Source organism: Mesorhizobium sp. WSM3868, assembly GCF_002294785.1.
Lineage (GTDB): Bacteria > Pseudomonadota > Alphaproteobacteria > Rhizobiales > Rhizobiaceae > Mesorhizobium.
In genome coordinates this window covers 14,726-40,691 of the sequence record NZ_NSGB01000018.1, presented here as the reverse complement: position 1 = coordinate 40,691, position 25,966 = coordinate 14,726, and the positions used below count along the sequence as shown (strand labels likewise).

The window sequence follows — 25,966 nt, the reverse complement described above, 5'->3', positions numbered from 1 at the left end:
CGAAGTGACCTCATGCGGCCGAGATCCGCCGCATCGGCATCGCGGCGTCGCGCACGCCAGGTGCGTAGCGGCGCACCATCTTCGCGCAGAATTCGGCGAACTCTTCGGGCGCCTGTGGCGGGCTGGTGTGATGAGGCTGCAGGCCTCGGTGCTCGGGCGTGAAGCAGAAAGTGATGGTGACGTTGAAGTCTGCCAGGGCTTCCATCTGGCGATCGAACCAATCGAGGGCATTCGGTCTGAAACTGTCGGCCCAAGAGAGGCCGGTGCGCAGACTGGTGACGCCCAGCCGCTTCATCCAGGCAACGGCGTCGTCCAGTCGGTGGTCCTCGAAATGGAACCACTGGACGAGGCCCATTTCCGGAGTGTGCCGCACGAACTCTTCGAGCGCGGGCTTGGGCGAGCCATCCTCGCGCAGAAGACCCATGTAGAAATGACGGTAATAGGAGGAGCCTTCCACCTCGCGATGCCGTGTGGTCGCTCCCCAAGCGTGAGGCAAATCATAAAGGCTATACCATTGGACGCGGGGCGCGTTGCCAAGCAGAAGCTCCGCCGTCCGCCGCAGGCCCCAGACCTGGACCTCCTCGGCGCCGAAGCTCGACACGCCGACTTCGCTGATCCAAATCGGCAGATCGGTGACTTCGGCGATCTCGCCGAGCTTTTGCGGCCATTCGTGGATCTGCCAAAGGTTCCAGTCGAGCGGGAAGCCGTGCACGGCGACGGCGTCGACATGGTCGAGGACACCATATCCCTTGATCAGCGACATGAAGCCGGCATCGATCGGCGAAATGCCGCCAAGCACCCTGGTGATCGCCGGGTTTTCAAGCCCGATCGCGTCCGCCGCCAGGATAGTCATGCCGGCGAAGCGGCTCCAGTCCGGATCGAGCTCTGGGTCCCAATGCGACTTGTTGTTGGGCTCGTTCCAGATCATGGCGGCTTCAATCATCATTTCGTCCTTTCGACGGGTAGACCGCACCTTCACCCGCCGGCTCATCGGACGCGCGGCAGAAGTAGACCTCGTCTTCCGGGTGAAGCAGGATCTGGAAGCCGGCGCTGCGCAGCATCGCCTCGATGCAGCCGCGGTTCGGGATCCACCAGTTGGTCGGATCGTCGGCGTAGCGGTGCTCGATGAAGTGCAGCTTCGGGAATTCGGTTCGATCGAACAGGTCGAGCGTCCAAAAATCATAGTTCTGTTCGAGCGCGAGGATTTCGCTGCTCCCGCGTTGCATCGACTGGAAGATCATCAAGTCGCGCGCAACATGCTCGCGGATGAGGTCGAGCGCCAGCAACGGGTGGCGTAGATGGTAAAGCACGCCCATGAAGAGCACGATGTCGAAGGTCTCGCCGAGAGCGCCGACGTCGTAGACCGATAATTGCTGGAATTCGATGTCGCACTCGGCGATTTCGGCGGCGAAACGCGCTTGTGTCAGATAGTCCACGTCGAAATCGATGCCGAGCACGCGATCGGCGCCTCGCTTCTTCATTTCAATGGAATAGAACCCGGCGTTGCAGCCGATATCGAGCACCGATTTGCCCGAGAGATCGGCCGGGATCGCATCCGCGAATTTCTGCCATTTCACCAGAGGATAGTTGCCGAGGAAATGGTCGGGAGCGGTCTCCACGCCCGCCAGTTGCATGTTGTGGAACCACGGTCCAAGCGCATCGATGCGGCGGCGAATTTCCGCGTCGGAATGCAGCATGGTCAGCCTCCTTCGCCTGGCAAGGATGGCACGTGCGAGCGGCTCGGCGGCACGAATATCGCTGTGCCATCGTCTTCCGAGGCGTCGTTGTTTTCAAGCAGTCGGAGCGCCGTGCGGTAGCCGTTGAAGGTGCCGACATCGACATAGGCCGAGCCCGCCTTGATGCCCCAGGCTTTACCACCGGCCGCAAGGTAAGCATTGACCAGCGTTCCGAAATACTCGTCGCAGCCGTCCCGCTCGCGCCAAAGCGCCGCGAGCCGCTGAAAGATGCAGCCCGGCATCTTGAACGCGCCCCAGACCCAGTCCGTGGCTGCGTCCTGCTGCTTGACCTGGATCTGCTCGACGCGGCCGTCCTGATCGACGACCACGGCGTCGAAAAGCTCCGGACGGTCTACAGGAAACAGCAGGAAAGACAGCCGGTCGTCCGGCAGGTGGCAGAAGCCGTCCTCGGGAAACCAGATCGTGTCCGGCAGACCGATCAGGACGGTCTCTTCCGGGGCCACGAGAGGGGCGGCGCGGAAGATCGCGTCGCAAAGACCGACCGGAGAGGGCTGCGCCACGAAGATAGCGGCCGCGCTGTCATAGCCGGCCGCATAGTATTCGAGGATATCGGACTTACCCGAACCGATGATAAAGCAGATCCTGTCGACGCCGTTGCGCACCATTCGGCGCACCAGATACTCGCTGACCGCGCACGGACGCTCGGTTTGCCCGTCCATCCGGCTGCCAACCGGGAGCAGCTCCTTGGAAAAACCCAGTGGTTGAATGCGGCTGCCGCGCCCTGCCGCAGGCACGATACCCAACATCAGACGGTTTCCTTCATCGGTTCGCTTGCTGGCGCGGTGGCGGCTTCGACTAGAATCCGGTCCAGTTCCGCGGCGCGGCGTGCGGATGTGTGTTCGTCGAGGACGCGTTCGCGGGCTCGGCGGCGCAAAGCCTCGAGGTCGCGGTCCGACAAACCGAGCGCGGCGACCACATCGTCGGTGGAATGTGCAAGCAGGATTTCGCTGCCGGGCTCGAAGAAGTCGTCCAGACCCGGCCAGTCGTCGGAAACGATGGCGGCGCCGCAGGCAGCCGCTTCGAACAGCCGGCCGGAGGGGCACCAGCCCTTGCGCGCCATGGCCTCGCGGGTGACATTCAGCGTGAGACGTGACGAGCAGAAGAAAGCCGGATGATCGGCAGGCGGCAAATGCCTGACGAAGAAGATGTTGTCGCTCCACGGAAACTCCTGCGGATATTGAGCGCCGCCAATGACAAAACGGCGATCCGGCAGCCGGACAGCGGGCGCGACGAGCAGCTTCTCGACGCCGGCCTGGCGATCCGCGGCATAAGTGCCGAGGTAGGACAGATCGCCGGCAAACTCGGCCCTGGGCTTAGCCGGCCGATGACGCTCCGGATCTACATGACCGTAGAGCGGCACGACGCTGCGCGCCCCCAGCATGGACTTGAGCGCACCGAGCGCCTCGCCGCCGGTGTAGCTCAGCACCAAATCGAAATCGCGAAGGCCTTCCGGACCGAAATAGGGGGGCTGCTCGCCCTGCTCGATGCGCGCGAGCGTCACCGCGGTGTCGAGATCGTAGAACACCTTGAGCCCACGGCAACTCTCCTGCGCGAGGCGTGAGGCTTCAACAGCATCCGGGCAGTAGGAGGTGACGATGACCGCGTCAGCCTGCCGGACCGCGATTGCCGCAGCCTGGGCAATATCATCCCATCCCGGATAGAGCACCACGTGGCCGCCATCGAGATGGGTGAGATCCCTTGCGCCGGCATAGTAGGGCGTGTCGCGCTCAAAGAAGCTGATCGACCAGCCGAGTGGCGCCAGCGCGCGTATCAGCCCGCGCCAAAGCGTGGCATGTCCGTTTCCCCAGGAAGAGGTGACCGTGAGGCCGAAGATCACCATGCGCATCGGGCAGCTCCAGTCAGGCGATTTCGTTCAGGCGAATGAGCTTAGAGCCCCAGTCGCCATGGACGACGGTGGTGATCGAGGCAGGTTCGATGTCGAAGCGAAAACAGTCGCCGAGCTGAAGACCAAGGACCTTGCACACCGCAGCCTTGATGACGTCCGCGTGACTGATCAGTGCAACGCATCGGTTTGGGGCTTGTTCGCGCAGCACGTCCATGAGGTCGACGATCCGCTGCTGGGTGTCCTGCATGGTCTCGCCGCTCGGTGTTCGGGCGCTCTGTCGCTGGTCGTTCCACATCCGCCAGGCGGCGTCATTGGCCAGCTCTTCGAATGTCTTACCGGACCATGCGCCGAAATCGATCTCGTCCAATTCCTGGCAGATTCCGATCTGCTCAATATTGCAGGCGACAGCGATCGGTTTCGCGGTTTCCAAGGTGCGCTTGCGCGGGCTGCTGAAAATGGCCGCGAGCGGTTCCCTCGCCAGACGGCGGGCCAGACGCAGCGTCTGTGCCTGGCCGGTTTGGCCAAGATTGATATCCTGGCGGCCTGCCAAATAGCCGTTGACGTTGTCATACGCAGCATGCCGCACGAGGAAAATGGTCGTTGTCATTCCGCGGCATCGAGCATCGGCTCGCCCCTACCGGCTATGAAGGCGAGCGTGCGCAGGCGGGCTTCGGCATCGGTGAACTGCTCCGGCGGAGACTTCATGAAATAACTGCAAGGGCCGGTGAGCGCCCCAGCGATACCGCGATCAAGCGCCAGCTTGGCGCAGCGCACCGCGTCGATGACCACTCCGGCGGAGTTGGGCGAATCCCAGACTTCCAGCTTGAGCTCGGCATTCAGCGGGACGCCGCCGAAGGTCGTGCCTTCGACTCGGATATAGGCCCATTTGCGGTCGGTGAGCCAAGGCACATGATCGCTGGGTCCGACATGGATGTTGCCGGGCTCGAGCGGAACATCGATCTGGCTGGTGACCGATTGCGTCTTGGAGATCTTCTTCGATTCCAGCCGCTCACGCTCCAGCATGTTGAGGAAGTCCGTGTTGCCGCCGAAGTTGAGCTGGTAGGTGCGGTCGATACGCACCCCGCGCTCCCGGAACAGATTGGCGAGCAGCCGGTGAACGATGGTAGCGCCGACCTGGCTCTTGATGTCGTCGCCGATCAGGGGCAGGCCGCGCTCTTCGAAGCGCCGGCGCCATTCCGGCCGCGAAGCGATGAAGACCGGTATGCAGTTGACGAAAGCGCACCCGGCCGCCAGCGCGCATTCGGCATAATAGCGGGTTGCCACATCCGAGCCGACCGGCAGATAGGACACCAGCACCTCGGCCCCGCTTTCCCGAAGGCCTGCGGTCACGTCGGCGACCGGCTCATTCGCTTCCTCGATTTCATCGCGCAGATATTTGCCGATGCCGTCGAGTGTAGGTCCGCGTTGCACGCGCACGCCGATCGGCGCCACATCGGCAAAACGGAAGGTGTTGTTCGGGGCGTTGTAGATTGCTTCGGCCACATCGCGCCCGACCTTGCTCTTGGCGACGTCGAAGGCGCAGACGACCTCGATGTCTTCGACATGGTAGCCGCCGAGATCGGCATGCATTAGCCCGGGGATCGGCTCGTTGCTTTTTGCCTGACGATAATAGGTGAGGCCTTGCACTAGGGAGGATGCGCAATTGCCGACACCGACGATGCCGATGCGAACCTTTTTCGATGTCACGAAACCGCCGCCTCTATTGTTGGAGGTAAGTTCCTCGCGCCGAACTGTGACCGGTCGGGAATGTTCCTTGAGAGGTGGAAAATTCGCCGATGCGGTCGACGTTCAATACTCCCGTTGCCGCGTTGTCTCCGAACGGCCAGCGCAGGACGCGACGTTCGGAGTGCGGGTAATGGAATCTCGCCCGCTCGGCCTCAAATCCGGCCCATGAGCGCCATGATCAGCAGGATGACAAGTATGACGCCGAGCACGCCCGAAGGCCCATAGCCCCAGCCCGACGAATACGGCCAGGCCGGGATCGCGCCGATCAGCAACAAGATCAGGATAATAATGAGGATTGTGCCGAGACTCATATCGGGTCCCCTTCATTGGCGAGGTGGACGTTCGGACCTCAGACTGCGGGGCTCATATGCTATTTGTTCGTCATTCGTCTGAGGCGCTGGGGGCTCAGTCCAGCCTGCGCAGCATGTCAGCTTCCCGCTCGAGGATGGTTGCGACTTCTTCGCGTTGAAGATGCGTCATCATCAGGCTGACGCAACATTCGAGGTAGGTGATGGAGGCTCGTCGCAGGAAGGCGGCGGTTTCCGCGGCCGCCATCTGCTCGATGTCCTTGGCTGATCGCTTCGACTGCACGACTGCGTTCTCCGTGCCGGTTATCGGGCCCAACCAGAATCTCGGTCGGATGTTCCGCTTCGGTGAAAAGAACGCCGGACGCATCGGGATCCTGCGGGCCGCCGGTTTCAAATCCGTCTGCTCCGGGCCTGTTGGTCGCGGCGGCGGGCGACACGGTCGCGCTGCCTTCGAGTTCGGCGAAGTAAACGACCGTTTGCAGCAGGCCCTGCCGGAGAGGTACCTTGGGGGCCCATCCGAGAAGCTCCTTCGCACGGGCTATATCGGGGCGTCGCCGGCGAGGATCGTCTTCCGGCAAAGGCAGGAATTTGACGGGCGACCTGGTGCCGGTCAGTTCCCTCACCAGGCTCGCCAGTTCGAGGACGGTGAATTCCCCGGGGTTGCCAAGATTGATCGGTTGGCGCGGATTGGGCTCGATGTCCATGAGCCGCAGCAGGCCTTCCACCAGGTCGGTGACGTAGCAGAAGGATCGCGTCTGCCGGCCATCGCCGAATATCGTCATCGGCCGCTTTTCAAGTGCCTGCATGACCAGATTCGAGACGATGCGACCGTCGGCGGGGTCCATCCTTGGGCCATAAGTGTTGAAGATACGGGCGACACGCACGTCGGCCCGATCGGCCCGAAGATAGTCGAAGCAAAGCGTCTCCGCGGTGCGCTTGCCTTCGTCGTAGCAGGCGCGCGGGCCGATGCAGTTCACATGGCCGAGATAGTCCTCGCGCTGCGGATGCTGCTCGGGATCACCATACACTTCGCTGGTCGATGCTTGCAGGAACCGTGCACCGTCGCGAACGGCAAGCTCGAGCAGATTGAGCGACCCGACCACGCAAGTGCGCGTGGTGTGAACTGGATCGGCCTGGTAGCGGGGCGGTGACGCCGCGCATGCCAGGTTGAAAACACGGTCGACCGGCTCACCCAGTTCCAGCGGGCTGCAGATATCCTGCTCGATCAACCGGAAGCGCGATTGGCCGATAAGCGGCGTAATGTTCTCCATTCGGCCGGTGAGAAAGTTGTCGATGCAGATCACGCGATAGCCGATGCCAAACAGGGCCTCGCATAGGTGCGAACCGAGGAAACCGGCACCGCCGGCGACAAGCGCCGTCCGTGTCTGTTGGGCCTTTCTTGAACGCCGCATCTGTGTGTTCTCCTGTCTGCCTGTCATGCTGCACTTTCGACATCCAGATCGAGCACCGGACGTGTCTGCCTTGCCCGCGCCAGCATCGACGTGAACTCTCGTGCCCGAGCAACTCCGGTGTGTCTTTCCAGGACCAGCGAATGGGCCTGCCTGGCCATGCTGAGCCTGGCGCGGTCCGGCTGTCCCAGAAGAATTCCCGTCACATCATCTGCGCTGCCGGCCGTCTGTATCGCCGTAGCCGGAAAGAAACTGTCGAGGCCGGGCCAGCGATCGCTGATGATCGGCGTCCCGCACGCCGCAGCTTCGAAAAGCCGGACGCTGGGCGACCATCCGGCTTCGACCATCGAAGTGCGTGTCACATTCAGCGTGTAGCGCTGCCGGCTATAAAATCCGGCATGCTCGGCCGGCGGCAGGTGCTCGATCCGCTCGACATTGTCGGGCCAGTCGATATCGTGCGGGTATTGCGAGCCCGCGACCACGAAGCGTCGATCCGGCAGTCGACGCGCAGGCTCGAGCAGAAGCGTTTCCAGGGTCTGCTGCCGATCCGGACTGTAGGTGCCGAGATAGCCTAGATCCCATTTGATCACATTTCGGTTTCGATGGTGCCGCTCGGGGTCGACGGAGCAATAGAGCGGTTCGGCCCGACGCGCGCCGAATTCGAGCTCCAGGCGATGGAGGGTCGGTCCGCCCGTGAAGGAGAAATAAAGGTTGAAATAGGGAACCTGCCGGCGGGCGAGATAGTCGCAGTCATCCTCGGCAACCCTGGCCAGCGTCACCGGCGTGTCGATGTCGTAAAAGCAGAATAGCCCGGTGCACAGCGACGCCAGGTCGTCGATGACCGCCCTGCCTTCGGGCACGAACGAGCCGATGACCACGACATCGGCCTGCTGAAGGTCTCGTTCATGGTTGCGACGAAGCTCCTGGACGGTGTCGTAATAGCGCAAGTCGCAATAATCGGGGTCGCGCAGGTCGCGGTGGTGCGCGTACCAGGGCACGTCGCGTTCGAGGAAGGTGATGCGATGGCCGAGCTCGTCGAGGCCCCGCAGCAGTCCCCGAAAGGTCGTCGCATGGCCATTGCCCCAGGAAGAGGACAGAGAAAGACCCAGGAACACGATGTCGAGTGCCTTCGTCATTCTGCAGCCTCCACGGTCTCGCGCTCGAAATGCGCCTTGAAGATTGCGTCAACCCGTTCAGCCCTCAGTGTGTAGGTGTGCTCGGCCAGAACACGCCGAAGTGCTGCCGCCCCGATCGCCTTTGCGCGCCCTGGTGTGAGCGTGCACATGATCTCGACAACATCGGCGCCGTCCCGCGCCACCAGGATTTCCTCGCCAGGCGTAAGGAACAGCTCGACACCGGCCCAGGCATCGGTGATGAGGCATGCACCGGCGCCGGCCGCCTCGAACACCCGCGTTGCCGGCGAAAAGCCGTTGCTGGCCATGCTGTCGCGGCTGATGTTCAGCACCGCCTTCGGCGTGACATTGAAGGCGTTGTGGTCTCGAGTGCCGACATGGCCGAGCCAGGAGACATTCTCCGGCATCGCCTTGTCGCCCCAGCCTGATCCGCCGAGCAGGAACTTCTGGTCCTCCAGCGCTCCGGCCGGCTCGAGGAAGAAGCCTTCCACGCGGGCCTCGCGGTCCGGCAGGCGATTGCCGAGAAAGGCGAGATCGCAGGCGAAGCGGGGATCTCGGGCGACAGGGAAATGCGTCTCAGGATCGAGCGCGTTGTAGATCGGCACACATTCGGCGGCGCCAAGCGCCCTATAGTCCCACACGACCGGATCTCCGCCGCCATAGGTCAGCACGAGGGAGATCCTTTTGAGCTCCTCGTGGAGAGGATGGGCGGCATCGTTCCGCAACTCGCTGAGCGTCGCGGGGGCGTCGACGTCCCAGAACACCGCCAGCGCGTCATTGCGGGCGTGGTCGAGCACGGCGCGCAACAGCGCTTCATCTTCGAAGCCCACACCGCTTGCCTTGACGACGATGTCGGCCTGCGCGGCGCAGCAAGCGACCTGCATCAGCGCATCCGGCGTCGCCTCGTAGACGACGACGTCGCACCAGTCGGGAACCTCGATGTCGCGGTGCTTCTGCCGGTCAAAGGCGTCCGGCTCGTAGAAGACGATGTCGTAACCGCGCCGGGAAAGTGCCTTCAGCAGGCCGCGATAATAGGTGGCGGCGCCGTTCCAATAGGACGACAGCAGGCTGGATCCGTAAAAGGCGATCTTCATGCGGCGGCCTCCCTTGCTGGCACCCCGTCGACCGCATGGCGATTGCCGCATGCGGCGAGTATGTCGAACAATTCGTCGGCGCGGCGCCGGCATGTGTGCCGTGCCAGGATGGTTTCCAGCCCGGCTGCCGCCAGAGCCTTCGCAAGCCCGGCGTCGTGCAGCACGTCGCGCAGGTGCTGGCGCATCTCGGCGCCGTCGCGGGCAAACAGAAAGTCCTTGCCGGGACGGAACAGCTCTTCCACGTCCGACCATGGCGCAGAGACGAGGGGAATGCCGCAGGCCAATGCCTCGAACATGCGGATCGTGGGAATGCCCGGCAGATGGTCCCGATAGGGTCGGCGCGGGATGTGCACCGTCACGCGATGCTGCGCGAACGCTTTCGGGACGTCGGCATTGGCGATCCAACCCTCGTGGCGCAAGCCGGCGTCGGCGAGCGCGGCCCGCGCCTGCGCTGGGTAGCGCACCCCGTGAACGGTTCCCGACAGGCCAAGCTCGCGTGCCGGCGCGACGAGGAACTCGTGGATTTCGGCGCTGCGTTCGTCGTCGCCCCAGTTGCCGACCCAGATCAGATCCGATACGGCGTCGACATCGGGAGAGGGTTTGAACAACCGTTCGTCCGCTGCTTCATGCCAGGTGAAAGCCCGGCGGCCCCAGCCGGCGCGAAGGTAGCTCTCGCGCAACGCCTCGCCGAAGACCAAGACGCCGTCATAGTGCTCCAGGTTCAGTGCCGAGATCGACTGCGTCGCCGACACGGCGCGGTGATGCGTGTCGTGAAACAGCAGCGTGAACTTGCCGCCGTTGAGCTTGGCCCGCCCGATCCGCGCCACAAGATCTGGATCGGTCCATTCATGGACGATCACCACATCCGCCTTCGCAATCCAGGTCTCGTGATCGAAGGACGCATCGTAGGTCACCGGCATCAGCTCGGGAAAATCCTTCCGGAAGCGCTCGACGGCAAAGGGGCCTTGCTCGGCCAGCAGGTTCGAACGACTCCAACCGTCCGCGGGTTCGAGCGCGAGGGCGTGGTGTCCGTTCGCAACAAGCTCGCGCATGATGCCGCGCTGGAAATGCGCATTGCCATGGTTCCAATCGGAAACGACGGAATGGGTGTAGAATACAAAATGCATGCTCAGCGCCCTGCGACGGCCATCGCCGCGCGATCGTAGATTTCACTCATCGCGACCGCCTGCGCCTGCGGCGAAAATTTGCGCGCGCGACGGACGGCGCGCCGGCCAAGCTGACGCCGCAAATTTTCGTCGCGGGAGAGGTGGGCGATGCATCCGGCAAGCGCATGCGGATCGCGCGTGTCGAAGAACATAGCCGCGCCGTCCCAGAGTTCGCGATAGGTCGCGATGTCGGCGAGGACCAGCGGCGCGCCCGAGAGCGCGGCTTCCAGAGCGGCAAGCCCGAAGGGCTCGTAGATCGATGGCGAAACGAAAATGCCGGCCCGCGCCATCCGCTGGCGCACTTGGGCATGGCCGATCGAGCCGAGCGCGACGCAATGATCGAGACACGCCATCTGCCCGTCCGGCCCGCCGAGGGGGCCGGCGGCATGGACCGGCCATTCCGTCATGGCAGCCGCGGCATCCAGCACAGCCGCGTTCTTTCCTTCATCCCACCAGCGGGCGGCGGCCAGGACGAAAGGCTCGCGGCGCGAGGCGACCGGGCCGGGAAGAGCACTGTTGTGGACGACACTTAGCCGCGCGACCGGCCCGTAGCAGGCCTCAAGCATGTCGGCGTGGCTTCGGCTGGGTGCCACCACAATATCGGCGCGATTGAAACCGGCCCAGTTGCGGTCCTTCTGCCAGGCCCAGCCGTCGGTCGGCACCTGACCGCGCACGGCATGCAGCCACGTCACGACGCAGGAGTGCGAGACCGTGAGAATGGGGCAGGGCAGATCGACCTCGGCCGCCTGGGCCGGAGCGTTAAGATGAACGAGGTCCGCGGCACAGGTCGTTGCAAGCTCGCGAAGCTCGCCGGGCAGGCCGTCGAGATCGCTCTCGTTGCGCGTCATCCAGTCCGGAGGGGTCTCGAGCCAGGCGAGCGTCGCGAAGGACTGCGCTTCTTGTGCCTGCTCCAGAGAAGGCCGAGGCCCTAGCCCGGCCAGCACGACGTTGTCCCCTCGGGCGGTGAGCTCGCGCGCCAGGTCGAGCGAATATCGCCAGACGCCACCGACGGAGTCGGTGGTCATCAGGATGCGCCGCGGGCGATGGATCAATGATTGCAGCATGAGGACTCCAATTCGGCCAGCGCGCGCGGGCGCTGATCCTGGATGTCGCTGAACGTCCTGAACGAAGCCAGATAATGCTCATGCGCGCGCTCCCAGGCGAAATCGTCGGGCTCGCCCCACAGCTCGCGGTAGCTTGGCGAGCTCGGATAGGGATAGAGCGGCACCGGCTCGTTGGCCCAGACACCGTTGTCAATGAGGTGCTTGCGCCAATACTCCACCAGGGCCGGATCGTCCTCGACCACGCCGATCAGATTGGCCTGGACGAAAGGAACATGGCGGCGGGCATCGACCAGCAGCGCGGCCAGTTCCTCAGTGCCCAGCCGACAGCGCTTGGCCAGCATTTCGCGGCCTTCGACGGTCAGGCTTTCCAGGCCAGCTTCGATCGAGACGCAGCCGGCCTCGCCCAACAATTCCAGCAACTCCGGTTTCCAGAGGTCGATGCGCGTCTGAACGCCGAATTGGATATCGCGGTCGACAAGGGCCTCGAGCAGCGCCTTCTGGGGCAGGAAAATCTCGTCGATGAAGTAGATGTAGCCGACGCCCTGGGCCATCAGACCGTCGATCTCGGCGACGACCGCGTCGTGGTTCCTGCGGCGGTAGGCGTCGCGAAAATCGATCTTGGCGCAGAAGCTGCAATTATAGGGGCAACCCCGCGAAGCTTCCACCTCGGCACCGGCGCCCTTCTGGTCCGCGTCGAACCGATGATGGTGGTGCGAATGGGCCGCAATCCAATCGGACGGCCAATGAAGTGCCGGGTGGTCGACGAAGCGGCTGACGCTCACGCCACCGTTGCAGGCCAGCACGCCGCTCTCGAGCCGCGCCGTGTGAGGGACGGCGCTCCATTCGCCGCGCCCGGCAAGCTCCGCCACCACCTCCTCGCATTCGCCGCGCACGACGACATCGACGCCAAGCTTGCGCAGGGTAGGGGCCGGCGTCGCCGAGCCATGCGGCCCGACGGCGGCGGTGCGCCCGCCGCGCCCGGCGAGATGCTTCAGGAATTCTGCCGGCACCCGCAGCTCCGGCGGCGCGCAGCGCCAGAACAGATAGGTCGGCGCGGTGGTCACGACGGTCATTTCCGGCCCGTACGCCGCCACGCGCTCGGCAAGTTCCGCGTTGTCGAGATTCTGCAACTGTCCGTCCAGCATCAGCACGCTGTGGCCGTCGGTCTCCAGCAGGGCTTTGCAGTAGCCAAGCTCCAGGGGCAGATGCGGCTGGCGGCAGCCGAAATAGATGCTGTGTTCATATGTCCAACGCGGGTTGACCAGTGCTACTTTCATGCGACGTACCTCGCCACTTCAGCGTGCGGCTGGAGACGGTGCCGCAACAGCCAGCCGGCAAGGTCGCTGATGCCTTCGCGCCACGGGACATGCGCGCGCCAGCCAAGCGCGGCCTCTATCTTGCGGGTATCGGCGATGAAGAAGGGCTGGTCGCCGGTGCGTTCGATATCCTGCCGGAGCACGATGTCGCGGCCGGTCATGATGGCGATCTCCGACAGGAGCGAGCGCAGGCTGACGGCATTCCGCGGTCCGCCGCCAAGATTGAACGCCTGTCCCTTGAGGTTTTCGATCCTGGCCAGCACTCCGCGATAGGCGGCAACCGCGTCGGACACATGCAGGATGTCGCGCACCTGCTTGCCGTCGCCATAGATGGTGATGGGCCGGCCGCTGAGCGCGCTGAGGAGGAAATGCGCGACCCAGCCCTGGTCCTCGGTGCCGAACTGGCGCGGTCCATAGATGCAGCTCATGCGCAGCACCGCCGTCGGCAGACCATAGGACTTGGCATAATCAAGGACATACTGGTCCGCAGCGCCCTTGGAACAGCCATAGGGCGTGCAGAAACGGAGGCCGATCGTCTCGTCCACGCCATTGGCGCGGATGGCTTCGTCGCAAGGCTCGTAACGATCGTCCGTTTCCCGCACCGCGAGCTGGGGCAAGCTGCCGTAGACCTTGTTAGTGCTGGCGAAGATTACCGGGGCGCTCACCTGGCGCGCCGCCTCAAGCACGTTGAAGGTGCCTTTGAGATTGATGTCGAGGTCCTCCGCGGGATCGATCAGGCTCGTGGTCACAGCGGTCTGGGCGGCCAGATGGAAGATCGCTCTTGCTGGCGTCAGCACCGAGGCCAGTTTGGCTTGGTCGCGCACGTCCACGGCTTCAACCCTGAGATGGTTGCCGTGCTTTTGCGCCAGCCATTCGAGGTTCTGCTCGACGCCGGCTCGGCTGAGATTGTCGATGACCAGAACTGGCTCGCCATCCGACAACAGGCTGTCGGCGAGGTTTGAGCCTATGAAGCCGCTGCCGCCGATGACGGCCACCGGCGCTTTGCCGAGGCCGCGATGCCGCTCGCTCATGACACCAGCCCCCGCTCTTCAAGCTCGCGCTTCATGTCGGCGCCTCGGTCGATGACGACGGTGTTGCGAACCCAGGCCGCGAATTCACCGAGGGAGTTCTCAAGCCGATGGCTCGGCTCGAAGCCAAGCAGCTCGCGCGCCTTGGCAATGTCGGCAAAGCAGTTGCGGATGTCGCCGGAGCGCGCCTTGCCGAGGATTTCGGGCGGCCGCTTCGGAACGCCCATCGCTTCTGCAAGCAATCGAGCGACCTCGCTGATGGTGTAGGACCGTCCGCTGCCGATATTGATCGCGTGGCCGGCTGCCTGGCGTTGCTCCAGCGCCAGGCGGAAAGCGCGGGCGACATCGCGCACATGGACGAAGTCGCGCTTTTGCTCGCCGTCCTCGAAGATCATCGGCCGCTTGCCGTTGGCGAGCCGCGAAGCGAAGTTGGCAAGCACGCCGGTGTAGGGATTTGCGAGCGCTTGACCGGCGCCGAAGACGTTGAACAGGCGCAATGCCACAGCATCCACGTCATAAGCCTGACCGAAGATCAGCACCGCGCGTTCCTGCGCATATTTGGTCAGCGCGTAGATCGAAGCGAGGTCAGGACGTTTCTCCTCGTCGGTCGGAATCGGCGACAGCGCTTCGCCGGCAGCCGACAGCGGGTCCCATTGGCCGATCCTGATGTCGCTTGGCTTGCGATGGGCATCGTCGATACGCCGCCCGTCTGGTGTCTTGTAGAGGCCTTCGCCGTAGATGCTCATCGACGATGCGACGACAATGCGTTCGACTGGTTTCTTGATCAACGCCTCGAGCAGGGTCGCGGTGCCGAGATCGTTGGTGCCGACATATCGGGCGATCTCGTACATGGATTGGCCGACGCCGACCTCGGCAGCGAGGTGGATGACGGTGTCGACATCCGCTACCGCGTCGGCGACCGCGTCTCGATCACGGACATCTCCCCGTATCAGCTCGGCGCCAGCTGGAATGCTGACGGCTTCATTGCCGTGCACTTGGTCCAAGAGTGCGTCCAGGACACGGACCTCGTAGCCATGCTCGATGAGTTCCTGGGCGACATGCCGGCCAATGAAACCGCAGCCTCCCGTAACCAGGACACGTTTCACGAGAACTCCTTGCCGAGTTAGCGTTGGGGCCGATTTAGCGTTGGGGCCGATTTAGCGTTGGGCTCCCGAACTTCGGGACAAAAGGTTTGTTCCCTGCTTCATCAAAGTTCCCTCCGGGGCGAAGCTGTCGGCGGGTCGCCCGCATGCCTGGGAACATTGCCCTTTGCGCGCTGTTAGGGCCGCTCACTGACGTGCGGCGAGAAAGGGAATGCCATGTCTGAAGCGAAGACGACCACCAATCACGACGAAATTCGCAAATGGGTTGAGGAGAGGGACGGCCATCCCGCCGTGGTTCGCACCAAAGGCGAGGGCGGCATCCTGCGCATCGACTTCGGCGAGCCGGAGGAAGCGCTCGAACCGATCGAGTGGGATGAGTTCTTCCGGATCTTCGACGAGAACGACCTTGCCTTCCTCCATCAGGACAAGGCCGGGAGCGGAGGAAAGAGCCGCTTCAACAAATTTGTCGAGCGGAGCGGGAATGGTTGACGCGGGCGGCGGCAGGTAACCAGCAACGAACGCACGCAAGCGGCCCGACCGGCGGAGGCTGCCGCGCCGCCCCGGTTGCCTCAATCCAATGGCTTGTCGGTTGGGCGCGGGGTGGTTCCGGCCTCGCGCTTGCGACCGGCATTGCGATTGGCAACCTTGCTGTCGAGCGGTGATGTCGACTGTTCCTCGGCGGCGCCGGCTGTTTTGGGAACTGCCGGTCTCGCGCCGGCGTCGCTATCCATAGCATCGCGGTTAGGACGCGGAAGGCCTTCGGCGTTCGGTGACCTGGTGGCCGGCCGAGATGTGTTTTTCAGTTGAGCCATTTGATACCTCCTTACCTGATCGCAACGACAGGGCGCCCGGGCGAGTTCCGGGCAAAGGCGTGGTCACCCGTGTGGGCGCATCACGACCTTGATGCAGCCGTCCTGCTTGTCGCGAAACTTCCTGTAGAGGTCGGGTCCGGCCTCGAGCCCGGCGCGGTGGGTGATCACGAAGGACGGGTCGATGTCGCCGCTTTGGACCTTGTGCAGGAGAGGCTCGAGATAGCGTTGCGTGTGGGTTTGTCCCATGCGGAACGTCAGCCCCTTGTTCATCGCCGCGCCGAACGGGATGTGGTCGACAAGGCCGATATAGACGCCGGGCACCGAAATGGTGCCTCCCTTGCGACAGCAATAGATCGCCTCGCGCAGCACATGCGGCCGGTCGGTGCCAAGATAGACACTCGCCTTGACCTTATCGAGCATGGAATCCGGGGTGGCGCTGGCATCGGCTTCGGTGCCGACACAGTCGATGCAACTGTCCGGGCCGCGACCGTTGGTCATGGCCATCAGGGCATCGTAAATATTCAAGTTGCTGAAATCGAGGGTCTCGGCCTTGCCGTGGTCGCGCGCCATAGCAAGCCGCTCCGGCACCTTGTCGATGGCGATCACGCGACCGGCGCCAAGCATGCAGGCGCTCTGGATCGCGAACTGGCCGACCGGCCCGCAGCCCCAGATGGCGACGGTGTCGCCCTCCCGGATGCCGGCGTTCTCCGCCGCCATATAGCCGGTCGGGAAGATGTCGGAGAGGAACAGGACCTGTTCGTCGTCCATGCCGTCCGCCACCTTGATCGGGCCGACATCGGCAAAAGGCACGCGCAAATACTCGGCTTGCCCGCCCCAATAGCCACCGACCAGATGCGAATAGCCGAATAGGCCCGCGGGCGACTGGCCCATGACCTTGGCGGCCTGGTCGGCGTTGGGGTTCGACCAGTCGCAGAGTGAAAACAGGCCGTTCTGGCAAAACCAGCATTCGCCGCATGAGATATTGAAGGGAACGACGACGCGATCGCCCTTCTTGAACTTGCTGTGTCCACGGCCGACTTCCACCACTTCGCCCATGGTCTCATGGCCCAGCACGTCGCCCGATTTCATCGTCGGCATATAGCCGTCCATCAGATGCAGGTCCGAACCGCAAATGGCGCAGCAGGTAACCCTGATGATGATGTCGCGGTCGTCCTCGATCGCGGGATCGGCGACCGCGTCGCACCGGATATCGCCCTTGCCGTGCCATGTCAGCGCTTTCATCGTGCCGTTCCTGTCGATTGGAGGATTGAGTGCATCGAACTTGCGCCCGGCTGGAATGTTCCCCGGGCGGCGCCTCGCATTCATCCGTTGTTCGCGGAGCCCGGTTCGGCGGCCTTGCGATGCTGCTCGGCCAGCGTGCCGGCCGGCGTGACGTGGGCCGCGGCAGCCTGCATCTTGTTCTTCAAACCGCTAACGACCTGCTCTTTTCCGGCCATCATGGCGTCATAGCCGTCCTTGGCCACACCGGCCGGATTGTCTTTCTCCTGAGTCCCGATTTCGGTGTCCATCATGTCGGCCCGCTCGAAGAAGCGGGTCTGCGTCGCGCCGGGCATCAGCACTGTCACGGTCACACCGCTGTCCTTCAACTCATGGCGCAGCGCGATGGCGAAAGAATCGATGAAGGCCTTGGTGCCGTTGTAGACCGCTTGGAAGGTGCCGGGCATGAAGCCGGCGATGGAGCCCGTGAACAGGATCCGGCCGCGGCCACGCCGGACCATCTGCCGGCCGAGCCGATGTGCCAGATAGACCGTGCCGGTGATGTTCGTGTCGATGACGCGGCGCGCCTTGGGCCAGTCCTGATCGATGAAGCCCCGGCCCAGGCCTCGTCCCGCGTTGAGGAACAGAAGGTCAATAGCGCGGTCACCAATCCTCGCGATCAGTTGATTGGCCCCTTCCTCGGTCGCGAGGTCGGCTTCTACCGCCTCGACTGCAACGTGGTGAGATTGCAGCGCCTCGGCAGCCCGCTCTATCGCCGGCTCGTCGGCCACGATCACCAGTTCGTAGCCATCTCTCGCGCATAATTTCGCCAGTTCCTTGCCGATGCCGCTGGAAGCGCCGGTCACCACGGCGAGCTTTCCGCTTTCCATTTCGTTCTCCGACCGTTCGAGTGTGGTCCGGCCGAACATGCGCAGAGTGCGATTGTTCCGTTCGAATTCTTGGGATTCGGCAACGCGCGGCAAACGAGGCTCGGCGAGACGGAACCAATTCGGGGCACGGCTGTTCCGCCGTCAATGTGGAGCGACAGCCATGGGCATCTTTTCCGATCTGGATAAGAAACTTACCGACAACCTCTATGAGCATGGCAGCCAGCTGACCGATCCCAGCGCTGATCTGCCCCGTCGGGTCAAGGAGAGGGTCGATCTCCTCATGCCGTTCATCCAGCCAGAGGCGCGTGAGGCGGTGAGGCTGCAAATCCTCGGCATCATTCACGAGCACATATTAGATGAGACCGAGATTGGGCCTGGAGAGCCAGCGGCCAAGGAATGAGAGAAGCTGGCTGGACGCGTCATCGATTTCCGGCCGCCCTAAAGCGGCAGCGCCGAACGGAGCCAGGCGCTAGCTGATATCTATGATTTTTCGCTTCTTGGGCGTCCGGCCCGGCCTGGCCGCGGGAGGAGGTGACTTTGCCGCCGGTGCCGCGGCCAAACGCTGCTCGCGTAGTCGCGCTGTCTTTGCCTGGCGCGCCAGTCGTTCCGTCTCAAGCAGTTCGCGCGCCGCATTCGAGGTGCGCTCACGCCTGTCCTTGTCGATCTTCCGCGTCGCCACGGTCGTTCCAGATCAATTCGCCGTTGGAGCCGTATCCAACTTGCCCGAAGGCCCATTGTTCCGAATGCTCCCGCGACGGACGGACGTTTCGAACGAAATGTCTGCAACTCGAATATGTCGGGCCAAGCCCTTGTCGGAAGCTCCCGTTGCTTCTCCCGCCGGGAAGTTCAGCGCTGCTTCCCGGTTCAGCCGGCTGAAGCCGACGCGATGCGCCGGCCTGCGACGTCGGAACCGAAGCGGTGCGTTCGCCGTTCCGGCTGCATTCCTGTCGCCAAGGAGATCGCCATGGCGCCGCGTCCCGCCTGGAGCGGTTATCTCAAACTGTCGCTGGTCACCTGCGCCGTCGAATTGACGAACGTCGTGACCCATGCCGAGAAGGTTTCCTTCCACGTGCTCAATCGCAAGACCGGCAACAGGGTCCGGCGCGTCTATGTCGATGCCGAGAGCGGCAAACCGCTGGATAAAGACGACGAGGTCAGGGGCTACGAAGTCGGCAAGGACGAATTCATCTTCATCGAAGAGGAAGACATCGAGGCGGTGCAGATCGAGTCTTCGCACACGCTCAATCTCGACGGCTTCGTCGACAAATCGTCGATCGAGCAGATCTATCTCGACGCGCCCTACTACGTCACGCCCGCCGACAAGGTCTCGGAAGAGGCCTTTGCGGTGATCCGCGACGCGCTGGCAGAAAAGAAGATGGCCGGGCTCGCTCGCATCGTGCTCTATCAGAGGGAACGCCCGGTGGTGGTCGAATCACGCGGCAAGGGCATGATGCTGACCACCCTGCGTTATGGCGACACCGTGCGCGAGCCCGCCGGCGTCTTCGCCGAGATCAAGTCGGGAAAGCCCGACAGCGAGATGATCGGGTTGGCCGAGCACATCATCGATAAGCAGAAGGGCAAGTTTGATCCCACCGAGTTCCGGGACCGATATCAGGAGGCACTGCTGGAACTGGTTCGCGCCAGAAAGGCCGGCAGGAAGGCGCCGAAAGCCAAGGCGGAACCCAAGCCATCCAATGTGGTCAATTTGTTCGATGCGCTGAAAAAGAGCCTCGGCGCGGAGGCCGGGGCAAAGTCCAAATCCCCGAAGTCCAGGGGAGCGCCGAAGCGAAAAAAGACGAAGAATTCTGCACGGGGGCGCAAGTCGGCATAGCAGTTGTCTGTGCGGTGAGCGACATCAAGCTGGCTTGCAGGCCGAGGCAAACAAAGCTGGAGGCTTGGCGCCTTCGCCGAGGAGGAATTCGGGTAACGCTCAGCGCGGGCTAAAACACCGTCCGTGGCAGAAGAGCACGAGCTCGAGGATTTCGCGCGCCGGCGGCACCGAGCACGATCCAAAAATCTATCCGTTGCGTTCCTCGCTTTCACGCAACAGCCGCACGATCGCATCGACTGGGGACGGATCGGCCGCCGGCTGGATTTTCCGTCGCCAAAGATGGCGAAGAAGCTTTTTCAACATGGGCATGCACATACTCCCTAGCTACCAGACCTTGCATCGGGCGTTCCGGGTTGGAGCGCCTCGGCGAGCCGGCATCGGCATCAACCCAGGCGAGCGGCAAGCAGGAAAGCGGCGCCCGCCAGAACCACGAGCGCTGCAATCACCAGCACCGGCCCGTTTCTGCTCGGCTGAAGGCCGGGCGCGTTCTGGGGGCGCTGCATGGCGTCGGCGAAGCTCGCCTGATTGGTGAATTTCGGTTCATCTGATGCGACGCGATGGGCGGAACTCGTCGACCCTCCCGCCTCTGCATCCGTTTCCTGCGGGGCGGCAGAAGGGTCGAATCCGGGCGTCTTGTCCCGGGTAAAGCCCATCTGCATTTCGCCTCGACCCTCGGCGGGTCTTCGCTTGCTCGGTGAGGTCATCGGACAGCTCCTTCGCTACCAAACATCTGTCCGGCGTCGGTGTTCCCACGGGATCTTGAACGCGAAGTAGAAACGCTGCTGTGCGGGAACTCGTTTCCGGGAAGGGGGAACTATCGCTGCCGCCAATCGCTGAGCGCGGCCGGAACATTTCCTGTTGGGCAGCTTTTACCTTCGTTATCTAAGATGACGAGGCACCGATGCAGGTTCTCGATACCCAAATAGTTTCCAACTCGGAAGGCGTGGTGACAGTCGAATTTCTCGGTGAGGGCGGCGAAAAGATTGCCGTCACAATGGCTGGATCCGATCCACGGCCGACGTACGGCGACACCGCTCTTATCGATCGCGCCAAAGAGATGATGGTGCAGTGCGCGGTTTTCGAGACCGTGGAACACCGGTCCGCGCAGGAGAGCAACCGCGACTTCAGCGAGCCCGCCAAGCCGGACAGCCCCTTCACATTCGAATATCGCGACCATGATGGCATGCGGCAGCTGAAGGGCGTGGAATTCCCGAATCTGGAGGCCGTGCATGACGAGGCGCTGCGTTCGGCGATTGATTTGCTTGACGACACGGCCGCCGAAGGTGGGCAGCAGGGCTGGGCCGTCCGGGTTCGCGACGCCAACGGAAAGATCGTGCTGGCGATCGACTTCGACGAGGCGAAACGGAAAAAGGCGGCAGCGGAATGAGGACCGCGGGCTGCGTGGCCTGAGAAAGAACCATGCTCCCGTTCCTATCACTGGATATGATATATTCGACAAGCGCCTGCATCTTAGTCCAGCCTGGGCTCGCAACTGAAACGCCGTGCAGTCCGCACTTGCGGAACCTGTCGATTGTCTGCATTCCAAATGAATTCCGTGTTCATCCGGAACTTTGGGGACGACTGTCAGTTCGATGATTTGCAGGCGCCGCTTTTTGGCGCCTGCCGGAGATCGGTGGGAAACACTGATCGGCCCGCACCTCAGACGCGGGCCTGCCGACCCCGCCAGGACAAGCCGGTCAGCCAAGTATGGACGGGAGCCTATCATGAAACACCAAACGCTCGACCAACTGCACGCAGTCGCTGATATCAATCCGCTGGTGCCGCTCACGACAAGGACTGAAAAGATAGAGAGGTGGGCAGAACTGCTCGAGCGGAATCCGTTGCGCTGTCTCGCCGCGCTCACCGGCACCGAGTATCTCTATCCAGGCATGCGGGAAGAGGCGCGGGCGGCTGGATCCCCGCTGACGGTTGCGTTCGAAGACCCCTTGCTCAGGGCCTCGGGCCTGCAGTCCGATACCTACGGGGAAGCCAAACGCTTCTTTGAACTCTCCGATTGGCAGTTGCATGAAGTCGTCTGCAGCTGCCATGCCGGCGCAACCATGCAGGCCAGTTGGGCTGCTGGACGCGTCCGGAGAATTGTCACAGGCAATCGCATTTTTGCCTGGCTGAGAAGCCGCTTCATACACTGACTGCGTCTCAACCTGCTCGCTATCGCGGCTGTTGCGACAGCCGCCGGCGGCGCTCGGACGTTGATCCATCCGCGGAGCGATAGGTCCATGAAGAAGGCATGACTCGCAAATAGTTCGGCGCCGGAGCCTTGCTCGCGCGAGCTCCCGCCGGCTTGTCCCTCCAAGGCCTGGCGAACCAAGGGCGCGCGAGACCGCAATGCAGCGAAGACGGCGATGCGGTGAGAACGGCAAGTCGCCGATCGAAAGGCCCTGCCTCAGCCGTTCTGGTCGATCGCGTGGGGCGCTGGCTGCTGGCTCCCGCCGCTCGGGCGCTCGGGCTCTCGGCCGATCCAGGCCCACACGGTTATCAATAAAATCACCACGATCGCGATCACTGCAACGATCCGGGGCATCAGAAATCCTTCCTCGGCGCCTCTGCTAGCCGCCCGGCTTGTTCCTGATCCCAATGTTCCTGTTGCCGACCTTGCGGCCGACCGGCCTGCTCCCAGATTTCGGGGGCGCGGCGTCTGATGCGTTCTTCCCTGTCCATGACTGCTGCCTCCTCGTGCCGGACCGCCGTCTGTTCGCCTAATTGGGCGATGGCGTGTTTGTTCCATCGGACTGATGGGAGCCGATTGCCCGCGTCCCTCATCGGCCAGGTCGGGGAACGCTCTTCTGACGATCTTGTTATCCTCCAGATCAACCCGGAGAGAGTCATGGGCAAGGAAGAGAACCGCCGCGAGACCGGCGCCAGGAAGTACCCGGCCAACACCGATCCGGATCCCTCAGACCGGTTTTCGCAGGCTGCGGCCAGCAACGAAAAGCCTCACGATCGCTTTGGGCTCACCCGCAGACAGGGCGAGGTGGAAGACAAGACGCATCAGTCGGAAGGGCAAAACCCTTCGGGACGGGCGACGCCTGGTCCTGCGACGGAAAAGACTTCCGGAGCGGGCCCATCGGTCCCCGAGCAATCCAAGGATGCAAGAGCGCCCAAAGGCGGCCGCCGGCCTGGTGCCTACGTGAAAGAACAGTAGCGTTCGCTCGCCGCATCACCTCTGCGCCGAAGTTCCCGCATCAGCGCGATGTCGAATGCATCCGTCCATCGCCTACACCCCGAAGGGGTAGGTGTCCGGGACACCGCTCGTCGCATGCTCCGGCCCGAAGGGCGTCACGGCGGTGGTTTCATCGAACCAGACGAAGGCGTCGAATTGCCGCGCAAGCGAGGCGTCGGCATAGTGGCTGTGCAGTTCCGTTTCCGGCCGATAGATCACTCCGATGAACCGTTCCAGCCGACGTTCGGTCAGCCGATCATGAAGGACTGGATCAGCTCCAAGGTCGAGCAGGAAACGAGCGGTGCCGGCGTCGTGGCAAAGCCGCTCATAGCTGTCCTCGCGCGATGGCCGCACGGACATGATCTCCATTTCGCCGTCCCAATGCTTGGCTGCAGCGACCGTGCCGGCATGCGTGCCGAAGCCGATGAGGGCTACGTCGTCGCCGAACCGCTGGCGGCAGAGCTGACCGATGTTCACTTCGTCCCTGACGATTCCCATCTCCGTGAAGCGAGCGTCGCCGATATGGGAGTTGTGCGCCCAGACCACGGCCTTGGCATCGGGGGAACGCGCTTCGATAACATGTTGCAGCGTGTCGAACATGTGCGTGTCGCGCAGGTTCCAGGATTGCGCGCCGCCATAGTACATCACGCGATAGTAGTGCTCGGCGGAGGCGATGAGCCGGGCGTTCTGCGCGGCATCGAACAATTCGTCGCCGTCCTGGCCGGCGTGAGCGAGCTGACGCGACAGCATGTCCCGGCACTGCCGCAGCACCGCCTCCTCGCATTCCCGGTAGCCTCGGGTTAGCGCCGCCCGGCCATAGGTGGCGGGTTCGTGCTGCCACGGCGTCAGGCAGCCGTAGCGTTCGCGGGCAATGCTTGCCGCCTCCGGATCGATGCGGTCGAGATATTCCAAAACCGCCGCGATCGAGCCTCTCATATTGTAGATATCGAGGCCGTAGAACCCTGCCTGGCTTGCCGGTGTTTCGATCTGCTCGTTGTGCGCACGCAGCCACTCCACGAATGCCGCGAATTCGGCGTTGCGCCACATCCAGGTGGGAAACCGCTGGAAAGGCATGTCGGCGCGCGGCGAAGGTGGGCGGTGGCGCACATAGCGGTCGATCGCCGCGGCGTCGGGCCAGTCGGCTTCAGCGGCGACGATCGTGAAGCCATGTTTCTCGATCAGTCTTCTGGTGATCCAAGCCCGCGCCCGATAGAACTCGGATGTGCCGTGGCTCGCTTCGCCGAGCAGCACGATCCGCCGGTCGGCAAAGCGATCGAAGGCCTCCACAAAGGCGGGATCATCGAATTCAGGAAGCGGTTCGGCCGCCGCGGCAATCATCTGCGGAAGACTGCGCGCTGGCAAGAGCGGGGAGATACGGCTGGTTCGGATGCGGTTGTCCTCCTGCCAGCCTTCTTCGCCGATCAAAGGGACAAAGCGCACCGCACCGAAATCTTCCTCGCTGTAGGTGGAAGCGCCAGTGCGGGTGACTTTGAGGAGACGCTGCTCGTCAGGGTCATCTCCGACCGGAATGACCAACTTGCCGCCGACATCCAACTGCTGCTGCAGCGCGAGCGGCGCGCCGGGCCCGCTCGCCGCGACGACGATGGCATCGAACGGTGCCGCTTCGGGCCAGCCCTTGGTGCCGTCGCCGGTGCGCACCTCGATGTTGCGATAGCCAAGCGTCTCGAAGCGCCGTCTCGCGGTTTCCGCCAGGCCGGCGTGCCGTTCCATCGTGTAGACATGATCGACGATGCGGCTCATCACGGCGGCGGCGTAGCCAGATCCCGTGCCGACCTCGAGGACGTGATCGCCGGGCCCGATCTCAGCCATTTCCAGCATGAACGCGACGATATAGGGCTGCGATATCGTTTGGCCCTCGGCAATCGGCAGCGGTCCATCCTCATAGGCAAATTCTTCGAAGCCAGGGTCCACGAAAGTCTCGCGTGGGACCTCGCGCATCGCTGCCAGGATCTCACGATCATGAATGCCGCGGCGGCGGAGATGAACATCGACCATTCGGCGACGTTCGCGGGACAGGTCGAGCATGTGCATCCTCAACAGGAAGTTGGAATCGCAAGCGGCTGCGGCAACGTCATCCCTCGGCCTCCATCATCGTCCTGGCCGGCTCTCGCGCGACGTTCTCCTCGATCCGCTCGCGCCCCGGAGTCTCCGGCAGCGCCTTGCGGAATTCTTGGCATAATCGGGTGGCATCTTCGGCGGTTTTTCCGCAAAGCCTCCATGACGCCGTTGATGCCATCGCCGGGCAGGCCGAACATGACCTCGACATCCCAAGCAACTCGAGTGTCGACGAAGATTTCGGCTGCATTTGGCATGGCAAGGTTCCAATGATTGCCTTCCGAACCAGTAGGGCGGCAGTTGGTTCCCTTGCCCACGCCATCAGGCCACCGCCTCGCAAGGAGCGAATTCGCGGGAACGAGCGAGCCGGACGCGGATTGAATCCCCAGTCGCTGACGAGCAAAGCGCCAGGATTGGCGATTAGCCGGAAGGGTTGATCATGAGCGAGCCACTGAAAACCACAAATCACGAGGTGATCCGGGCTTGGATTGAAGCCCGCGAAGGCAGACCTGCAGTCGTGCGGACTGCAGGCAAGGGAGCGGTGCTGCGCGTCGACTTCGGCGAGCACGAAGAGGATCTGCAGCCCGTCGAATGGGAAGAGTTCTTCGCCATATTGGATGAGAACGAACTTGCCTTCGTGCACCAAGACCTAACGGCGGAAGGTTTGCCCAGCTGTTTCAACAAATTCGTCGAGCGCGGATGAGAGAAGCGCCAGGCGATCGGGCGGAAAGCAACTCGCTCGCCTGATGCTCGCTGCTTACGCCTGCCGCTATTGATTGCCCGGCATTTTGTTGCTGCCTTGCGGATCCTTTTCTATGCCGGCGGCGGGAGACGTGTCCTGGGGTGCGTTTCCGCCCTGGTTCTGCTCGGGTGCCCGCTTCAACGGTGCCGTCGGCCAGCTACTCTGGACATAGGCGAAGGCCCAGTAACATGCCAACAGCACAACCACCGTCAGCATCAGCGGCAACAGCACTCGTCTCACGCTGAC

Annotated in this window: 28 protein-coding genes and 2 pseudogenes; 7 read left to right on the top strand and 23 right to left on the bottom strand. The window is 63.1% G+C overall.

Annotated features, from left to right (window positions below):
* Positions 1 to 10: 10 nt before the first annotated feature.
* From CK221_RS23930 to CK221_RS23860, 15 genes and pseudogenes are all read right to left on the bottom strand, one after another.
* Complete coding sequence (locus tag CK221_RS23930) at positions 11 to 943, bottom strand: beta-xylosidase (RefSeq protein WP_095779562.1); 933 nt, start codon at positions 941 to 943, stop codon at positions 11 to 13.
* A complete protein-coding gene (locus tag CK221_RS23925) occupies positions 936 to 1,697 on the bottom strand; it encodes a TIGR04290 family methyltransferase (protein ID WP_095779489.1) in 762 nt (253 codons plus the stop codon). The genes CK221_RS23930 and CK221_RS23925 overlap by 8 nt, the downstream gene beginning before the upstream one ends.
* Positions 1,698 to 1,699: 2 nt before the next feature.
* The gene (locus CK221_RS23920) at positions 1,700 to 2,503 is read right to left on the bottom strand and encodes a nucleotidyltransferase family protein (protein WP_095779488.1); all 804 of its coding nucleotides are present in this window, start codon (positions 2,501 to 2,503) and stop codon (positions 1,700 to 1,702) included.
* The gene (locus CK221_RS23915) at positions 2,503 to 3,603 is read right to left on the bottom strand and encodes a glycosyltransferase (protein ID WP_095779487.1); all 1,101 of its coding nucleotides are present in this window, start codon (positions 3,601 to 3,603) and stop codon (positions 2,503 to 2,505) included. Before CK221_RS23915 ends, CK221_RS23920 begins: the two co-directional genes overlap by 1 nt.
* Before the next feature lie 13 nt (positions 3,604 to 3,616).
* Entirely contained in the window at positions 3,617 to 4,210 is a 594-nt protein-coding gene (locus CK221_RS23910; RefSeq protein WP_066991967.1) for a histidine phosphatase family protein, read from the bottom strand.
* A complete protein-coding gene (locus tag CK221_RS23905) occupies positions 4,207 to 5,310 on the bottom strand; it encodes an inositol-3-phosphate synthase (RefSeq protein WP_095779486.1) in 1,104 nt (367 codons plus the stop codon). Before CK221_RS23905 ends, CK221_RS23910 begins: the two co-directional genes overlap by 4 nt.
* 191 nt (positions 5,311 to 5,501) lie before the next feature.
* Positions 5,502 to 5,660, bottom strand: coding sequence for a DUF3309 domain-containing protein (locus CK221_RS23900; protein ID WP_095779485.1), 159 nt, complete (start codon positions 5,658 to 5,660; stop codon positions 5,502 to 5,504).
* A 452-nt stretch (positions 5,661 to 6,112) separates the two neighbouring features.
* A pseudogene (locus CK221_RS23895) lies at positions 6,113 to 7,069 on the bottom strand (UDP-glucuronic acid decarboxylase family protein); the annotation flags it as partial.
* Positions 7,070 to 7,092: 23 nt separating this feature from the next.
* Positions 7,093 to 8,202 (bottom strand): glycosyltransferase, encoded by a 1,110-nt coding sequence (locus CK221_RS23890; RefSeq protein ID WP_066991976.1) that lies wholly within the window; start codon positions 8,200 to 8,202, stop codon positions 7,093 to 7,095.
* Positions 8,199 to 9,293, bottom strand: coding sequence for a glycosyltransferase (locus CK221_RS23885; RefSeq protein WP_095779484.1), 1,095 nt, complete (start codon positions 9,291 to 9,293; stop codon positions 8,199 to 8,201). The genes CK221_RS23890 and CK221_RS23885 overlap by 4 nt, the downstream gene beginning before the upstream one ends.
* A complete protein-coding gene (locus CK221_RS23880) occupies positions 9,290 to 10,420 on the bottom strand; it encodes a glycosyltransferase (protein ID WP_095779483.1) in 1,131 nt (376 codons plus the stop codon). The genes CK221_RS23885 and CK221_RS23880 overlap by 4 nt, the downstream gene beginning before the upstream one ends.
* Before the next feature lie 2 nt (positions 10,421 to 10,422).
* Positions 10,423 to 11,523: a glycosyltransferase family 4 protein gene (locus CK221_RS23875; RefSeq protein WP_095779482.1), complete on the bottom strand. Its 1,101-nt coding sequence runs from the start codon at positions 11,521 to 11,523 to the stop codon at positions 10,423 to 10,425.
* Entirely contained in the window at positions 11,508 to 12,800 is a 1,293-nt protein-coding gene (locus CK221_RS23870) for a TIGR04295 family B12-binding domain-containing radical SAM protein (RefSeq protein WP_095779481.1), read from the bottom strand. The genes CK221_RS23875 and CK221_RS23870 overlap by 16 nt, the downstream gene beginning before the upstream one ends.
* Positions 12,797 to 13,870, bottom strand: coding sequence for an NAD-dependent epimerase/dehydratase family protein (locus tag CK221_RS23865; protein WP_095779480.1), 1,074 nt, complete (start codon positions 13,868 to 13,870; stop codon positions 12,797 to 12,799). The genes CK221_RS23870 and CK221_RS23865 overlap by 4 nt, the downstream gene beginning before the upstream one ends.
* Complete coding sequence (locus CK221_RS23860) at positions 13,867 to 14,973, bottom strand: SDR family NAD(P)-dependent oxidoreductase (RefSeq protein ID WP_067320618.1); 1,107 nt, start codon at positions 14,971 to 14,973, stop codon at positions 13,867 to 13,869. The genes CK221_RS23865 and CK221_RS23860 overlap by 4 nt, the downstream gene beginning before the upstream one ends.
* Before the next feature lie 213 nt (positions 14,974 to 15,186).
* On the opposite strand from CK221_RS23860, the gene CK221_RS30845 reads away from it, so the two are divergent.
* Positions 15,187 to 15,459: a hypothetical protein gene (locus CK221_RS30845; RefSeq protein ID WP_095779479.1), complete on the top strand. Its 273-nt coding sequence runs from the start codon at positions 15,187 to 15,189 to the stop codon at positions 15,457 to 15,459.
* A gap of 80 nt (positions 15,460 to 15,539) precedes the next feature.
* On the opposite strand, the gene CK221_RS29935 is transcribed toward CK221_RS30845, so the two are convergent.
* The 3 genes from CK221_RS29935 to CK221_RS23845 all read right to left on the bottom strand — a co-directional run bounded on the left by CK221_RS29935 (position 15,540) and on the right by CK221_RS23845 (position 17,890).
* Positions 15,540 to 15,782: a hypothetical protein gene (locus CK221_RS29935; RefSeq protein ID WP_128292676.1), complete on the bottom strand. Its 243-nt coding sequence runs from the start codon at positions 15,780 to 15,782 to the stop codon at positions 15,540 to 15,542.
* Positions 15,783 to 15,845: 63 nt separating this feature from the next.
* Positions 15,846 to 17,024: a zinc-dependent alcohol dehydrogenase gene (locus tag CK221_RS23850; RefSeq protein WP_095779560.1), complete on the bottom strand. Its 1,179-nt coding sequence runs from the start codon at positions 17,022 to 17,024 to the stop codon at positions 15,846 to 15,848.
* Positions 17,025 to 17,104: 80 nt separating this feature from the next.
* Positions 17,105 to 17,890, bottom strand: coding sequence for an SDR family NAD(P)-dependent oxidoreductase (locus tag CK221_RS23845; RefSeq protein ID WP_095779559.1), 786 nt, complete (start codon positions 17,888 to 17,890; stop codon positions 17,105 to 17,107).
* Positions 17,891 to 18,050: 160 nt separating this feature from the next.
* On the opposite strand from CK221_RS23845, the gene CK221_RS23840 reads away from it, so the two are divergent.
* Both CK221_RS23840 and CK221_RS23835 read left to right on the top strand, forming a co-directional pair.
* A complete protein-coding gene (locus CK221_RS23840) occupies positions 18,051 to 18,290 on the top strand; it encodes a hypothetical protein (protein WP_095779478.1) in 240 nt (79 codons plus the stop codon).
* 564 nt (positions 18,291 to 18,854) lie between these two features.
* Entirely contained in the window at positions 18,855 to 19,721 is an 867-nt protein-coding gene (locus CK221_RS23835; protein WP_095779558.1) for a Ku protein, read from the top strand.
* A gap of 383 nt (positions 19,722 to 20,104) precedes the next feature.
* On the opposite strand, the gene CK221_RS23830 is transcribed toward CK221_RS23835, so the two are convergent.
* Positions 20,105 to 20,425 carry a hypothetical protein gene (locus tag CK221_RS23830; RefSeq protein WP_095779477.1) on the bottom strand — a complete coding sequence of 107 codons (321 nt, stop codon included), beginning with the start codon at positions 20,423 to 20,425 and terminating at the stop codon, positions 20,105 to 20,107.
* A gap of 197 nt (positions 20,426 to 20,622) precedes the next feature.
* On the opposite strand from CK221_RS23830, the gene CK221_RS23825 reads away from it, so the two are divergent.
* Together CK221_RS23825 and CK221_RS23820 are read left to right on the top strand one after the other, a co-directional pair.
* Complete coding sequence (locus CK221_RS23825) at positions 20,623 to 21,108, top strand: hypothetical protein (protein ID WP_095779476.1); 486 nt, start codon at positions 20,623 to 20,625, stop codon at positions 21,106 to 21,108.
* A gap of 337 nt (positions 21,109 to 21,445) precedes the next feature.
* The gene (locus CK221_RS23820; RefSeq protein ID WP_066992011.1) at positions 21,446 to 21,871 is read left to right on the top strand and encodes a hypothetical protein; all 426 of its coding nucleotides are present in this window, start codon (positions 21,446 to 21,448) and stop codon (positions 21,869 to 21,871) included.
* A 254-nt stretch (positions 21,872 to 22,125) separates the two neighbouring features.
* Here CK221_RS23820 and CK221_RS30400 read toward each other — a convergent pair whose 3' ends face one another.
* Both CK221_RS30400 and CK221_RS23815 read right to left on the bottom strand, forming a co-directional pair.
* A complete protein-coding gene (locus CK221_RS30400) occupies positions 22,126 to 22,263 on the bottom strand; it encodes a hypothetical protein (RefSeq protein WP_156752600.1) in 138 nt (45 codons plus the stop codon).
* Between the two features lie 44 nt (positions 22,264 to 22,307).
* Positions 22,308 to 22,400 (bottom strand): annotated as a pseudogene (locus tag CK221_RS23815) (DUF2934 domain-containing protein); the annotation flags it as partial.
* Between the two features lie 166 nt (positions 22,401 to 22,566).
* Between CK221_RS23815 and CK221_RS23810 the strand changes: the two are divergent.
* On the top strand, positions 22,567 to 22,884 hold the full coding sequence (locus CK221_RS23810; protein ID WP_066992311.1) for a hypothetical protein: 318 nt from the start codon (positions 22,567 to 22,569) through the stop codon (positions 22,882 to 22,884).
* A 72-nt stretch (positions 22,885 to 22,956) separates the two neighbouring features.
* Here CK221_RS23810 and CK221_RS23805 read toward each other — a convergent pair whose 3' ends face one another.
* On the bottom strand, positions 22,957 to 24,948 hold the full coding sequence (locus CK221_RS23805) for a protein-L-isoaspartate(D-aspartate) O-methyltransferase (RefSeq protein ID WP_095779557.1): 1,992 nt from the start codon (positions 24,946 to 24,948) through the stop codon (positions 22,957 to 22,959).
* Positions 24,949 to 25,417: 469 nt separating this feature from the next.
* Between CK221_RS23805 and CK221_RS23795 the strand changes: the two genes are divergently transcribed.
* Entirely contained in the window at positions 25,418 to 25,681 is a 264-nt protein-coding gene (locus CK221_RS23795; protein WP_095779474.1) for a hypothetical protein, read from the top strand.
* Positions 25,682 to 25,747: 66 nt separating this feature from the next.
* Here the strand turns inward: CK221_RS23795 and CK221_RS23790 are convergent, their stop codons facing one another.
* Positions 25,748 to 25,960 (bottom strand): hypothetical protein, encoded by a 213-nt coding sequence (locus CK221_RS23790; protein ID WP_245430720.1) that lies wholly within the window; start codon positions 25,958 to 25,960, stop codon positions 25,748 to 25,750.
* Positions 25,961 to 25,966: the final 6 nt, after the last annotated feature.

What these genes read in the sequence shown, in the direction of transcription:
- CK221_RS23930 (WP_095779562.1), bottom strand. Translation starts at nt 943, where the DNA reads ATGATTGAAGCCGCCATGATCTGGAACGAGCCCAACAACAAGTCGCAT.
- CK221_RS23925 (WP_095779489.1), bottom strand. Translation starts at nt 1,697, where the DNA reads ATGCTGCATTCCGACGCGGAAATTCGCCGCCGCATCGATGCGCTTGGA.
- CK221_RS23920 (WP_095779488.1), bottom strand. Translation starts at nt 2,503, where the DNA reads ATGTTGGGTATCGTGCCTGCGGCAGGGCGCGGCAGCCGCATTCAACCA.
- CK221_RS23915 (WP_095779487.1), bottom strand. Translation starts at nt 3,603, where the DNA reads ATGCGCATGGTGATCTTCGGCCTCACGGTCACCTCTTCCTGGGGAAAC.
- CK221_RS23910 (WP_066991967.1), bottom strand. Translation starts at nt 4,210, where the DNA reads ATGACAACGACCATTTTCCTCGTGCGGCATGCTGCGTATGACAACGTC.
- CK221_RS23900 (WP_095779485.1), bottom strand. Translation starts at nt 5,660, where the DNA reads ATGAGTCTCGGCACAATCCTCATTATTATCCTGATCTTGTTGCTGATC.
- CK221_RS23890 (WP_066991976.1), bottom strand. Translation starts at nt 8,202, where the DNA reads ATGACGAAGGCACTCGACATCGTGTTCCTGGGTCTTTCTCTGTCCTCT.
- CK221_RS23885 (WP_095779484.1), bottom strand. Translation starts at nt 9,293, where the DNA reads ATGAAGATCGCCTTTTACGGATCCAGCCTGCTGTCGTCCTATTGGAAC.
- CK221_RS23880 (WP_095779483.1), bottom strand. Translation starts at nt 10,420, where the DNA reads ATGCATTTTGTATTCTACACCCATTCCGTCGTTTCCGATTGGAACCAT.
- CK221_RS23875 (WP_095779482.1), bottom strand. Translation starts at nt 11,523, where the DNA reads ATGCTGCAATCATTGATCCATCGCCCGCGGCGCATCCTGATGACCACC.
- CK221_RS23870 (WP_095779481.1), bottom strand. Translation starts at nt 12,800, where the DNA reads ATGAAAGTAGCACTGGTCAACCCGCGTTGGACATATGAACACAGCATC.
- CK221_RS23865 (WP_095779480.1), bottom strand. Translation starts at nt 13,870, where the DNA reads ATGAGCGAGCGGCATCGCGGCCTCGGCAAAGCGCCGGTGGCCGTCATC.
- CK221_RS30845 (WP_095779479.1), top strand. Translation starts at nt 15,187, where the DNA reads ATGTCTGAAGCGAAGACGACCACCAATCACGACGAAATTCGCAAATGG.
- CK221_RS29935 (WP_128292676.1), bottom strand. Translation starts at nt 15,782, where the DNA reads ATGGCTCAACTGAAAAACACATCTCGGCCGGCCACCAGGTCACCGAAC.
- CK221_RS23850 (WP_095779560.1), bottom strand. Translation starts at nt 17,024, where the DNA reads ATGAAAGCGCTGACATGGCACGGCAAGGGCGATATCCGGTGCGACGCG.
- CK221_RS23845 (WP_095779559.1), bottom strand. Translation starts at nt 17,890, where the DNA reads ATGGAAAGCGGAAAGCTCGCCGTGGTGACCGGCGCTTCCAGCGGCATC.
- CK221_RS23840 (WP_095779478.1), top strand. Translation starts at nt 18,051, where the DNA reads ATGGGCATCTTTTCCGATCTGGATAAGAAACTTACCGACAACCTCTAT.
- CK221_RS23835 (WP_095779558.1), top strand. Translation starts at nt 18,855, where the DNA reads ATGGCGCCGCGTCCCGCCTGGAGCGGTTATCTCAAACTGTCGCTGGTC.
- CK221_RS23830 (WP_095779477.1), bottom strand. Translation starts at nt 20,425, where the DNA reads ATGACCTCACCGAGCAAGCGAAGACCCGCCGAGGGTCGAGGCGAAATG.
- CK221_RS23825 (WP_095779476.1), top strand. Translation starts at nt 20,623, where the DNA reads ATGCAGGTTCTCGATACCCAAATAGTTTCCAACTCGGAAGGCGTGGTG.
- CK221_RS23820 (WP_066992011.1), top strand. Translation starts at nt 21,446, where the DNA reads ATGAAACACCAAACGCTCGACCAACTGCACGCAGTCGCTGATATCAAT.
- CK221_RS30400 (WP_156752600.1), bottom strand. Translation starts at nt 22,263, where the DNA reads ATGCCCCGGATCGTTGCAGTGATCGCGATCGTGGTGATTTTATTGATA.
- CK221_RS23810 (WP_066992311.1), top strand. Translation starts at nt 22,567, where the DNA reads ATGGGCAAGGAAGAGAACCGCCGCGAGACCGGCGCCAGGAAGTACCCG.
- CK221_RS23805 (WP_095779557.1), bottom strand. Translation starts at nt 24,948, where the DNA reads ATGCTCGACCTGTCCCGCGAACGTCGCCGAATGGTCGATGTTCATCTC.
- CK221_RS23795 (WP_095779474.1), top strand. Translation starts at nt 25,418, where the DNA reads ATGAGCGAGCCACTGAAAACCACAAATCACGAGGTGATCCGGGCTTGG.